This is a genomic window from Mesorhizobium sp. M2A.F.Ca.ET.046.03.2.1 (assembly GCF_003952425.1).
In the GTDB taxonomy this organism is placed as follows: Bacteria; Pseudomonadota; Alphaproteobacteria; order Rhizobiales; family Rhizobiaceae; genus Mesorhizobium.
On record NZ_CP034449.1, the window covers coordinates 6,907,513 to 6,919,294 of the forward strand.

An 11,782-nucleotide genomic window follows, 5' to 3' on the forward strand; every position below is an offset into this window, starting at 1 on the left:
TACCTACCTACTATGTCAACAGGCATTCGCTTGCAAAAAAGTAAGCAATAATTACTATGCTGCGGCATGATCGCGACGACACGCACCGACTCGACGTCCCTCGGCCAGCGCCTGCGCCAGGCGCGGGAGGCTGCCGGCCTGACGCAGAACGACATCGCCGGTCACTTTGGCATCAAGCGTGTCTCGGTCACGCAATGGGAGGCGGACACCACCCGCCCCGATATGGAGCGCCTGCCCGAGCTTGCCGGGCTGCTCAAGACCGATGTCGCCTGGCTTCTCGACGCCTCGGGCGCGGCACCCGTGCCGATCGTTCGCGAGCCGAAGCCAAGAGCCTCGCGCACGCCGATCATCCCCGGCGACGAGCTGGTCGGCGGCCGCGACCTGCCGATCTACGCTGCCGCGATGGGCGGCGAAGGCCATATGATCGTCACCTTCGAGGCGATCGACTGGGTGAAGCGCCCGGCGGTGCTGCAGAATGTTCGCGGCGGCTACGGCATCCTGGTGCGCGGCGAATCCATGATCCCTGCCTATTGGCCCGGCGACACCGCGCTGGTGAACCCGCATCTGCAGCCTGCGCGGGATTCCGACGCCGTGTTTTTCCACACCCCGCCGAAGGAGCGAGGGGACGAGGAAGCGATCATCAAGCGCCTGGTCGGCATGAACGACCGCGAATGGACGCTGGAGCAATATCGGCCGGCGAAGACGTTTACGGAGAGCCGGGTTGATTGGCCGATTTGCCACCGGGTGGTGGGGAAGTATAACGCGCGATAGCGGCGGATCAGGCCGCCTGAGCATCCAAACTGAGCTCCTAATCCGGCCGAGGATCAAGTCCGTGGGCTGCTCCGTCGCTGTTGACTTGGATCCTCCTCGGCTAACGAGCTAATGTAATTCGAAGGCGTTTCGCTCGATCTCTAAAGGCTCGCTCCCCTCCTTCGAGGACGTCAGTGACAAAGCGGCGAGCCTCTTCTTGGTCGAGGCTTCCAGAACGATAGGTAATAGGGGGAAGACCTCGTCCATTTGATGTCCCAACCTCTGCCAGAATGACTTGATCTGCATCGGTGTTCACAACGAGGTTGGCGTTGTGCGTCACCATAATCACTTGCCTCCTAAGCTTGGCTTTTTGAAATAAAGGTACCAACTCCTGGTAAACCGATTGGGGGTCTAGATTCTCCTCGGGCTGATCGATTATCAGCGGGCGAGAGTCCCCGTCGTCGAGGGCGAGATACAGCAGCACCAGAACGATACCTCGGGTGCCCGGCGATAGCTTTTGAATGTCGATGCCATCGTACCGAATGGCGTACTCAATTCCTATGTGCTGCGTGCTGTAAAGCCATTGTGCGAAGCGGCGGGACCATGGGCGATAGGCGGCCGGATCCGCACGCGACGGCCCCCGGTCCAGCAACTCCGTTTCGAATTGCGCTCGGAACTTCGCCATGGCCTGGGCTATGTCTTTTGCGTCGCCAGTCTCCCAGACGGGCTTGAGCTGCCTGGTGGCTTCCTGCTCAAGAGTGCCGCGACCTCTAAATGGCCCCCCTCGAACGTCAAAGAGGTCCTTCTCACCCTTCGCTGCCCAGCCCGCGGCGTCCGCCTTGCGCTCGACCACAAACGTTATTTTGCCAAGGCTGCCGCCTTCGCTCTGAAGACGTTTGGTAATCGGAGCATACAAGTCCCGCAGCACTTTCTCCTCGTTGAGAATTGCTTTGAACACCTGCTCGTAGCCGCCCTCGCGATCCTTGACGAGCTTAGCCGCACGGCCACCAGCTTCCCTGCAGTCAGCAAGTCGTTCCTTTGACTGAGCCAAGGTGGTTTTCTCTTCGCCGATGCGCTTGTTCAGGGCCTGTAGGCGTTTGGCTACTGCCTCATCCTGCAGGAGAATACCTCCCAGACGCTCAATTTCAGCTTCCAGCACTGCCAACGGCAACTTTTCTAACTTTGCGTCGGCGCCGATGAAACTCCCGTCGTGTACCGGACTCTGCGGCTTCTTGCCCTTCCATGCCGCGAGGTTCGTCTCGGCCGTTGCAGTTTGGTCGCGGATTGACTTGTCAACGTCGCCCGAGAAGGTAAGCAGAAAAAGCTGCCATTCGTCCTCCTTGAATCCTGCCGGGCGGTTCCGCTCCTTTAAGTCACGTAGCCCGTCGGGCGCCTGGTTCTTGCGAATGTCCGCAACCTCCACACCAAGTGCGGCAATGGCCGCTAGGCGACTAGAGAAGTGTCTGATGTAGCCGCGCACCGTCTCGGCGGCAGCTGTGAGTTCGTGTAAACGTTCGCCGGTCTTGCTAGCCACCTTTGGGATTAGCGCATCGCGGTCCCTGACCAATCCGGCGATCAGCTTTTCCTTGCCTGAGATTTGTTCATCCAGCCCCGCTACCTGCCGGGATTTCTCTAGCTCAATCCCAATTTGATCCGACACGCTGGCCAAGTTTATTTCTTCTTGTCGCCGCGCTTGCCGATACACGCCGGCGCGGAGATCAAGCAGCTCCCGAAAGTCCGCAGCGCCATCGCGATCGATCGCCGGATGTGCCTCAAAGATCACTCGTTCGATCTCCGAAATTAGGCGCGGCATCCCGCGAATTGAGCATAGATCTTCAACGAACTGCTGCGAGAGGTATCTTGCCCGTTCATAGGAATCAGCATCGCGCTTGAACGGGTCAGCAAGGTCCCGCGTCGTGGTCTCGTGTGCATCCTGCCATGCGACCGTCACTTTGGCGCCGGAAAGGAGTTCCTGTGCCCGACCTAAGAAGGAGTTATCATCGTAGGCGGTGTAGCAGTCGCAGCCGGTTGCTATCACATCTGCAAGAGCAGTTTTCCCGGAGCCTCTGGCTCCAATGATCGCTACCAGCCCCGGATTCAACCTGACGACGGAAGTCTGAGCCCAGGGAGCGTTGCTGATCGTCACGGTATCTATGACCATCGATGGGCTAGCTCCGGACGGCGGCACTTGCCCCACGTATGCCCGCTCAGGATCGATCAGAGCCTGGTGCAGAGTGTCGAATGATGGCTTGCCCTTGAGCCAGCAAAGGCGGTTGAGGTCAGGCTTCCCCACTCGAGCAATTTCGTGTGCATCGCATCCCCACAGGCATGGCTTCAGCGCCCCGTAAAATTCGATTATACTTTCCGATGATTCCTTTCCGCGGCCCAGCCAGAATTCTCGGTCGATCGGGTTGGCGGAAAAAATAACATGGGCCGCGCGCTGAATACCCTCTCGAACGGTCGCGTCGGCCGCTTCTCTTATGCCGGATGAGCCATCGGCTCCCCCAGCCACTGCGACGATCACATTTCGCTGGACCCAGTCCATGTCGCGGTAGACGTCCATTAGTTGATTGAGGTTCGCCTTGAACTGACCAATTCCGTGCGAGAGCGCGATGCTGTCGTCTTTAATGTTTTGGTCAACGGCCCGGCCGAGGCGAATGAGATCTTCCGGTGTGCAAGCGTAGGTGTCTTTGCCGGCCCGCCGAAATTCAATGCGTTGCAAAAAGCGATTTAGCTCGCCGATGTGATTGGGGTCCTCTGGACTGACGAGCAGGTGTAGATTTACGAAGTTACCTCTGACCGTCGCCACGTCCAGCCGCAGTTCGACGTTTGGGAAAATCAGGTCCACACCTTTCAAGCGCCCCGCGGCTTTTTCAGCCATTACACGTTGATAGGTAGTTGTTACTCCGTAGTCAGTAATGCCGAGGGCCTGTATCGCGGGAGTAGCGTTCTCTATCGCCGCAATGTAACCGTCCCAATCGCCCCCGTATCGATCCTCTCTCAGAGTGCCAGGGGCGTGGATATGAGGATCCCATCTGTGCCATTCGGCGCCGCGATCGAAACTCATACATTCTCCTTTGTTGAAAATCGAAACGCTGGAAGCTAGCGCCTAGAGCGACGCCAACCCGCTGCAACGGCTTCGGCTTCCGAGCAGAACCATCTTTCGCCCTTGGCCTCGTTGATGATGGTGACGCTGTAATATCTCTGTCCGGAGACGTGGTATATCCGCTCGCCGTCCGCCGAAATGTTGCCCTTGATGTTGCAGCCGGCATTGCCGCTGCCGAGCGCGAAGGTTGGCGTCGACGGCGCCTGCGCATCATCACTGCGCTGCGCTCGCCAATCCCAGGGCGCCTGGAAGTTGCCAACCCATAGACCGAGCTTTGCCGCCTGCGCCTTAGCCTGTTGCGCTGCATAAGCGCCGTCGCTGTATTTCGGCCAGTCCAGCGCCTGCCCCTGCCCGACCATCCAGGCAGCGACGTCGGTTCCGTCGGCGCGTGTGCAGTTGCCGACAAAGCGCCCGTAGCTGTCCCAGGTCACGAAGGCGCATTGCACCGGCCTGGAGGCGGAGAGGAACTTGCCCAGCGCTTCGGCGGAGCGGCGGCCGCAGGGATATTCGAAGCCCTTTGCGTCGTCGCAATATTGCCGGCTCTCCGGCGCGTCGATGCCGTTGAAGCGCACGCGCTGGCCGTGGATCTCGATCGTGTCGCCGTCGATCACCGAGGCGACGCCGGCGATAGATACCGGCCTCGGCTTGATGATGTTCTGCAGGTTGATTTCCGGCAGCGACCCGCTGTTGTGCATGACGAATTGCGTGACCAGGGCCGAGACCGCGGCGACCGTCACAAGCACAAGACGAAGCGGGACGCTTGCCCATCGCCTGGCGCGTGAACGTCGCGAGCCAGTGCGCCGCCGCCACTGGTCAGAGCGATTGTCGTAACGGGACTTGTCGATGCCGATCACGGCGGGCCGCCCGGGCGGCTCTCGGCCGAGCGGCCGCCGCAACGCGATCCGTCCGCCGCCCTGCTTTCATCGGTCGGACAGTTGCCGGTGTAGCCGCCCCCGCCCGAAGCGGGCGATCTATAGCGTTGGATCACAGCGACGCTGCGCTGCCCATCCCCTTCAATATGCGTGTTGTTGCTGTTCGGATTGAACGGATCGACCGTTTGCAGAAGCGCATTGGCATTGTTTGCGTCGCCGGACGCAAGCGTCATCGTATCGTAATTGTTCAAATAGTCGGCAGCACAGCCCGACAACAGCACCACACTCGCTGCGGCAAAATACGATCCTAAATCCACAGAGGTAACCCCCGACCCCGGCTGGCATAATGCTTCATTCGAATTTTGTTGTCGAATCCGAGTTTGGCCGCTTGCCATCCGTGCGAAGCTAAGCAACGTTGACAGCGGGTTTGGATTTTGGGGGGACTATGAAGCGGTTTGTTTTAACCGTCGCTGCAATCGTTTGCATTGCAGGCTGCGCAACGCCACCGGACAAAATAGCGGGCGTGCCCAATGCTGGCCCCTGCACCCAGGCCGACAAGGAGCGCCTGGCGACTCTGACAAACCAGCAGAACAAGGCTGCGAACGGCGACGCGCTTGGCGTCTTCCTCATCGGCGTGCCGGTCGCGTCGATGTCCGGCGGCGACCACGAGACCGAAATCGCCGTGCTGAAAGGACGCTGCGGCCCGCCGAAGACCTGATATTGCGGCTCGCATCAGCGCAACAGCCGCACCGATAACGACTGACGGTCCTAACTAGCGTCACGGCCCCAAGTCCCTATTGCGAAACTGCGCAAGGCGCATATTGTTTGGTTGATCGGGGTCTGCGGTCCAAGGGCCTGAACCCTGGACGCTGTTATTTGGTCGAGGATGGCCGAACTTCAATAGAGCCGTCCGTGGGACAGAGCCATGCAGCACGGGGCCGTGAGTAATGCGGGCATGGGGCGAGGCCAGCGTGGGCCGGCCGACGGCGATATTGTCCGGGAGCAAGCCGTCCTCTTTCGTCTCACCGACCGACTTTACCGGGCCAACGGCCTTGGCGAGATCTACGATGCAGCGCTGGACGCTATATGCGACGCCCTCGGTTCGTCGCGCGCCTCGATCCTGAGATTTGACAGCCACGGCGTCATGAGCTTCGTCGCCTGGCGCTCTCTCTCCGAAGACTATCGCAGGGCTGTCAACGGCCACACACCGTGGACCTGCAATCAGCACGACGCCGAGCCAATCTTTGTCGAGGATATTCGTCTCAGCGGTGAATCCCGGCGGCTCATCGACACCGTCCTTGGCGAGGGTATCCAAGCGCTGGCCTTCATCCCGCTTGCCAGCTCCCGCGAGCTCATCGGCAAGTTCATGGTCTACTATCCAGCACCCCACCGCTTCGGCGATCGTGAACGCGAACTTGCATTGACCATTGCCCGTCAGCTCGGGTTTGCGATCGAACGGGAGCGGGCGGAAACGACAGCAGCGCGACTGAGTGCACTGGTCGAATCCTCGGATGATGCCATCATCGCGACGGATATGGACGGCATCGTCACGGACTGGAATAGCGGCGCCGAGCGCCTCTACGGCTACGGCCGCGAGGAAATGGTCGGACGTCCGCTCATGTTGCTGATACCGCCCGATCGCCAGAACGAGGAGCGGGAGATTCTGGCCCGCATTGGCCATGGAGAGCATGTCGAGCATTTCGAGACCGTTCGCCTGCGCAAGGATGGCAGCAGCATTCCGATCTCCTTGACCGCTTCGCCGATCGCGGACGCGTCCGGCGCAATTGTCGGTGTTTCCAAGATCGGCCGTGACATCTCCGAGCGCCTGCGCGCGCAGGAGCAGCGGGAGCTGCTGCTTCGCGAGATGGACCACCGCGTGAAGAACCTTTTTGCGATCGCAAGGACCATCGTCAATTTGAGCGCGCCAGCCGCAGAAACGCCGGCCGCGCTCGCCTCCACCGTGTCCGACCGCCTCGGCGCCCTCGCCCGGGCGCATGCGCTGACGATGCTCCCCTCGACTGGCCCGTCTGTTCAGGCCGCGACGAGCCTACATGCATTGGTCGCGGCAATCCTCGAGCCATACCGCCATGGAACCGACGAGCATCCCCGCTTCGCGATCAGTGGCATCGATATGCCGGTGCCTTCAGCGATGATCACGCCGCTTTCTCTCCTGCTACACGAATTCGCCACCAACGCTGCCAAACATGGCAGCCTCTCGGCAGCCGCCGGCTCGATAGAGATCGCCTGCTCGAACACTGACGGCAAGGTGACTGTCCAATGGCGAGAGGTCGGAGGACCACCTCCGATCGCAACCGAAGACGAAGGATTCGGCAGCCGCTTGATCCGCGCCGCGGCGAGGGAGCTTGGCGGAGTCGTGCGAGATTGGGACGCCGCCGGAATTGTGCTCGAGATCACGATCGATAGTGAAAGATTCTCGGCCTGATGTCCTAGCCGCTTGTCGGGGCAGCAGCTCCAGCGGGCGCTCAGCGAAATCGAGTTGGCGTTGGAACAAACGCGACAGCCTCTGTTTGCCCTCAGGCACAATTCAGTGCGTTGGAGGACATGGGCCGGCATTGCCTTAGCGTATTTGCAGCAGCCACTGGAATTGCGCAAACTGTATCGGGAAGTCGCGGGCAAGATACCGAACCACCTTCGGATTTTCCAGGATCCGGCCCAGATAACCGTGAGCCGCGACGAGGCCGAGAGCCCGAACACCATGGGTGGCTACGGCGTTTAGAAACTCATGGCTCACTTCACCAAATTCAGCCTCCATCGATGTGACTTGAGCAGCCTTGATGCCGTGGAACCGCTTCCGCCGCGATGAGGGATCGGCAAGCTGTGATCGCGGCGTTAGTGCGACAAGGGTCTTGGCAAAGTCGGCCCTCACACTACCCAAGGCGAGCATGATCTTTGCCATCTCAACCTGCCTTTCGAAGCTAACCTCGCGCAGGTAAGAAAAGATGATCGAAGGAACAGGGCAGTTTTCGAGCAAGCCGAGAGCGTCGGCGCAAATTCCTTCAATTTGGCATGCTGCAAGCGGGCGCTCCGCCCTTATCAGCGCGAGGTGGGACGGTGGGATCGTTTCCATCAGCATGCTCGGCATTGTCTCGATCCCCTCGCTCTTCAGCAACTCTCGAAATGCTTTAACGGTCATCAATTGGCGCATAGCCTGGGCTGTTCTGTCCCAGTGCTTTCGCAGTTCGTTCGTCGTCGTCACGAAGTGACGCATTCGCATGCGTTCATGGATAAAGTTTCTCAGCAAAACGTACCCGCGCAGAGGGTTCGACGGCTCAGGTGCATGCTTGAGACCGGCGAAATGGCGACCAGTGCCGGCGATACCGCGATGGAGCTGACGCATCGTTGGGGGGAGGATTTGATCAGGCGCACGTCTGGCCATGGCCACCAGGATATCCAGTGTCGCAAACACGAAGGAATCTATCGGGCAGCCATTTTCTGCCTTGAGGACGTGGAAGACATGGTTCGCCTCATGCCCCGGCAAAACGAGGAAGTCGCGTATCGCAGCATCGCCAGGCTGCATCCTGATCAATACCGACAAGTCAGCACCCGCGAATCTCCTTCTTCTGAACGCCCAGCGCGGGTATCCATGCCGTGAGAGGCGACAGCGCGCGATCCAGATCGCAACCGTGAATTCGCCGTTTACTGTGACCAGCTTGCTGTCCGGGTCATATCGAGCCGAACCGCCCGCGTCCTCTATAGCTGCTACTAGCTCTTCGACGACTTCGTGCCTGCGGTCACGAAGATCAACATTTACGCTTATATATTCGTAGTTGCGCGGAGGCTTATATCCGATCCGGCGATATACCTCGGCGAGTGTCCGGAAGCGCCGTTTCAATCGGGAGCTCGAGGGACAACCGCGGGCGGCGTTGATTATCCTCTCCGACAGCGCTCCTTTCCTTTTGAGAAGTTTGGCCAAGGGAACCAGCATCTGATTGTCGGTCATACGGAACAGACGCGCCTTTGCCTCAACCTGGGCACGATCGAACAGCTCGGAGCTGACAATTGGCGCGGATGCATTCTCGACGCGGATCCAGGCGCTGGCGGGATTGCGGATCCGCTGACTTGTCAGCCTGCTGCTAGAGCGGTTCCAGATGACGTTGCCGATGTATTTCTCATGCGTCAGTACCGTCTTCACCGAACGGATCGACCAGGGCCGGCCGTGATCCGTCACCATCCCGCGGGCGTTGAGCGCGTTGGCGATCTCCCTCTTCGTCTTTCCCTCGTTTACAAATTGGTCGAATATCCATCGGACCGTCTCAAGCTCCTCGGGTGGACCGAGCACTCTGACCACTCGGTCCGAGACAAGGCTTTTCCACTCTTTTCGCTTCAGGATGCCTTTGGGTTCACCTGACTGGTCCACCAACAGACGCCGGAAACCATAGCCCGGCGGCCCGCCTACGCGGAATCCCATTTGAACGATCCGGCTCTGGCCGATGAAGCACCTCTGCGAAAGCATGCGACTGTACTCGGCCGCCATCGTCCTCTTGATAGCTTTGAGCACGTCAGAGCCCATGGTTCCGTCATTTGCGAACTGCTCGGCGCAAAATTCGATCCGCACTCCGGCCGACTGGCATCTATATTCGTAGGATGCGCTTTCATCGACGTTTTGAAATCGACCCCAGCGACTGACGTCATAGACCACTACCGTCTCAAAATCTGCGAACCCGTTTTCCACGTCGAACAGCAGCTTCTGTAAGCCCGGGCGCCCTTGAAGACTGAGCCCGCTGCGGCCCGGATCCTCATATGTCGCAACAATGTCGTACCCCATGATGCCCGCGTAACTGCGGATCGCATCCTTTTGGTTCTCAAGTGAGTAGATTTGCTGATCGGTGGACATGCGAAGATATTGAGCCGCACGGCCTCGTCGCCTCGCTGTTGGAGGATCGTGGGCCGCTGCAGACTTGTCCATCGCCTTGCACCGTCGTGCTGGTGCTTTAAACTAGCGGTCGATCACCTAGCGGCAAGGGATCAGAATGCGCCAATACATCGGACTGATCCATAAAGAGGAAGCCAGTGACTACGGGGTGTCTTTCCCCGACCTTCCCGGTGTCGTTACGGCCGGCGCAAGTTTCGACGAGGCGCGCGAGTTAGCCGAACAGGCTCTCGCCTTTCACATTGAAGGCCTGATAGACGATGGCGAGGCCGTCCCAGAACCTAGCTCTCTTGAGCAGATTATGGAGGGCGTCGACAATCGGGAGCTCACAACCATCTTGGTCCCATTGAGGACCCCCTGAAGGGTTACGGCGGCAGTGCCGCCCTTTCCCGTTTGGCAACCATTGCCTTCAACCGCCGAGAAACCCTGATTCAGTTCGTGAGCGGGCTCTGCCGCCGTTCCGCCGCAATGCGACCGCACTCGGGCTTTGTTCGCCCCAGCAGACACCCGGGGCTTCAGAGGAGTTCGAGTGATGTTTATCAAGAAGGCCATTCTGGCGGTGCTGATGACGGTGGCACTTGCCGGCTGCGAGACGCAGACCGAAGGCCAGCAGCGGGCTACCACCGGCGCATTGGTTGGCGGCGCAGGCGGCGCGCTTGTCGGCCAGGCGATCGGCGGCAACACCAAGTCGACGGTGATTGGCGCCGCGAGCGGCGCGCTGCTTGGCGCCGTTGTCGGCTCAGCCACCACCCCGCAGCGCCGCGGCGAGCAGCTCTGCCGCTACCAGGACCGCTACGGCCGCATCTACACCGCCCCGTGCGACGACCGGTATTACAACGGCGATTATTGATCGTGCCGGTTCTTCCTTCTCCCCGTTAGCGGACCTCGTTACGGGGAGAAGGTGCCCTCTCGTTCCCGCAGGCCAGGGAAGACTGGTGGACACATTCCACTAGCGTGCGCCGCAAAAAGTTTCTTGTGCGACGCACAATCAATGCGTAGATGAATTGGGCGACGTTGGCGGGTTCGGGATAACCGGAGAGCGGTTTGAGACCTGAGACAACCCACTTCGACGCCTTGCACGGCTTAAGAGGCATCGCCGCTGTTCTGGTGATGCTTGGTCATTTCCGCGAGCTGACGGCGCAGCATCTTGATCTGGCCCCGTCAGGCTTTCTCGCCGTCGACCTGTTCTTTCTGCTGAGCGGCTTCGTGATCGCCCACGCCTATGACGACAAGTTCCGGAAAGGCATGTCTTTCCGGGAATTCGCGGAGGCCCGCATCGTCAGGCTCTACCCGTTATATTTCGCCGGCATCGGCATTGCCATGGCCGGCGTGGGAGCGACCATCGCGATGCACGGGCTAAGCTCGTATTCGCGGCTGGATTTGCTTGCGAGCCTTGCGTTTTCCCTGCTTTTCCTGCCGACGCCGCCGTCGCTTTCAGTCGGTCCAGATTTGCTTTTTCCGTTGAACGGTCCGGCTTGGTCGCTTTTCTATGAACTTGTCGCCAACGCGGTTTTCGCCGCGCTGGCCCTGAGGCTCGCTCGCCGCTCGCTGGCCGCTATCTTCAGCCTTGCTTTCCTGGTGCTGGCGCTAATGGCCTGGCAGGGCTTCAGCCTGGGCGGCGGCGCTCATTGGGACGGCACGATCGCGGCTCCCGCCCGGATCGCCTTTTCCTTCTTCCTCGGCGTTTATCTGCGGCGATATGCGACCGGGGTCAGCCGGGATGGCAATCTCTACATGCCCATCCTGCTGGCGCTTTGCGCAGGACTGATGATCTTCCGGCCCGCCGGAAACGCGCAATTATACGACCTGGCGATGATAGTGCTGGTCTGGCCCTGGCTTGTTCTCATGGCTTCCCGCTTGCGGCTCTCGGGCTTCTGGCGCGCGATCGCCCTGTTCTCCGGCAACATCTCCTACGCCATCTATGCGCTTCACACGCCGCTGATCAGGATCGTGAACATCCTAGACGAATCCGTCACTGGAACCTTGCGGAACCAGCACGGCCTGCCATTCGTCGTGGGAACATCCATTCTCGTCATCGCGGTCGCTGCATTCGCGCACTACGTTTACGACAAGAATGCGCGGACGCTGCTGCGGCATCTGCTTTCACTGCGGCGCGCACGCGAGGAAGTGACGCAATTCTAAATTAGCCGAGGTCCTGCCGCA

General features: G+C 59.9%; 9 protein-coding genes and 1 pseudogene. 6 read left to right on the forward strand and 4 right to left on the reverse strand.

Annotated features, from left to right (window positions below; translation table 11 throughout):
• The first annotated feature begins 66 nt into the window (after window positions 1–66).
• The gene (locus tag EJ072_RS33210) at window positions 67–771 is read left to right on the forward strand and encodes a helix-turn-helix domain-containing protein (RefSeq protein WP_126083021.1); all 705 of its coding nucleotides are present in this window, start codon (window positions 67–69) and stop codon (window positions 769–771) included.
• Window positions 772–871: 100 nt separating this feature from the next.
• On the opposite strand, the gene EJ072_RS33215 is transcribed toward EJ072_RS33210, so the two are convergent.
• Genes EJ072_RS33215 through EJ072_RS37170 form a run of 3 tightly spaced genes read right to left on the reverse strand, consistent with a single transcriptional unit; the run spans window position 872 to window position 5,012 of the window.
• A complete protein-coding gene (locus tag EJ072_RS33215) occupies window positions 872–3,817 on the reverse strand; it encodes a TrlF family AAA-like ATPase (protein ID WP_126083022.1) in 2,946 nt (981 codons plus the stop codon).
• A 35-nt stretch (window positions 3,818–3,852) separates the two neighbouring features.
• Window positions 3,853–4,710 carry a thermonuclease family protein gene (locus tag EJ072_RS33220; RefSeq protein ID WP_245467083.1) on the reverse strand — a complete coding sequence of 286 codons (858 nt, stop codon included), beginning with the start codon at window positions 4,708–4,710 and terminating at the stop codon, window positions 3,853–3,855.
• Window positions 4,707–5,012 (reverse strand): hypothetical protein, encoded by a 306-nt coding sequence (locus EJ072_RS37170; RefSeq protein WP_245467084.1) that lies wholly within the window; start codon window positions 5,010–5,012, stop codon window positions 4,707–4,709. The genes EJ072_RS33220 and EJ072_RS37170 overlap by 4 nt, the downstream gene beginning before the upstream one ends.
• A gap of 161 nt (window positions 5,013–5,173) precedes the next feature.
• Between EJ072_RS37170 and EJ072_RS33230 the strand changes: the two genes are divergently transcribed.
• Both EJ072_RS33230 and EJ072_RS33235 read left to right on the forward strand, forming a co-directional pair.
• Complete coding sequence (locus EJ072_RS33230; RefSeq protein ID WP_126083023.1) at window positions 5,174–5,446, forward strand: hypothetical protein; 273 nt, start codon at window positions 5,174–5,176, stop codon at window positions 5,444–5,446.
• 207 nt (window positions 5,447–5,653) lie between these two features.
• Entirely contained in the window at window positions 5,654–7,171 is a 1,518-nt protein-coding gene (locus EJ072_RS33235; protein WP_126083024.1) for a PAS domain S-box protein, read from the forward strand.
• A gap of 135 nt (window positions 7,172–7,306) precedes the next feature.
• Here the strand turns inward: EJ072_RS33235 and EJ072_RS33240 are convergent, their stop codons facing one another.
• Window positions 7,307–9,655 carry a plasmid partitioning protein RepB C-terminal domain-containing protein gene (locus EJ072_RS33240; protein ID WP_126083025.1) on the reverse strand — a complete coding sequence of 783 codons (2,349 nt, stop codon included), beginning with the start codon at window positions 9,653–9,655 and terminating at the stop codon, window positions 7,307–7,309.
• A gap of 64 nt (window positions 9,656–9,719) precedes the next feature.
• Here EJ072_RS33240 and EJ072_RS33245 point away from each other — a divergent pair.
• From EJ072_RS33245 to EJ072_RS33255, 3 genes and pseudogenes are all read left to right on the forward strand, one after another.
• Window positions 9,720–9,974 (forward strand): annotated as a pseudogene (locus EJ072_RS33245) (type II toxin-antitoxin system HicB family antitoxin); the annotation flags it as partial.
• A gap of 177 nt (window positions 9,975–10,151) precedes the next feature.
• Window positions 10,152–10,469, forward strand: a complete 318-nt coding sequence (locus tag EJ072_RS33250) for a YMGG-like glycine zipper-containing protein (protein ID WP_126083027.1) — start codon at window positions 10,152–10,154, stop codon at window positions 10,467–10,469.
• Between the two features lie 194 nt (window positions 10,470–10,663).
• Window positions 10,664–11,761 (forward strand): acyltransferase, encoded by a 1,098-nt coding sequence (locus tag EJ072_RS33255; RefSeq protein WP_126083028.1) that lies wholly within the window; start codon window positions 10,664–10,666, stop codon window positions 11,759–11,761.
• The last annotated feature ends 21 nt before the right edge of the window (window positions 11,762–11,782 follow it).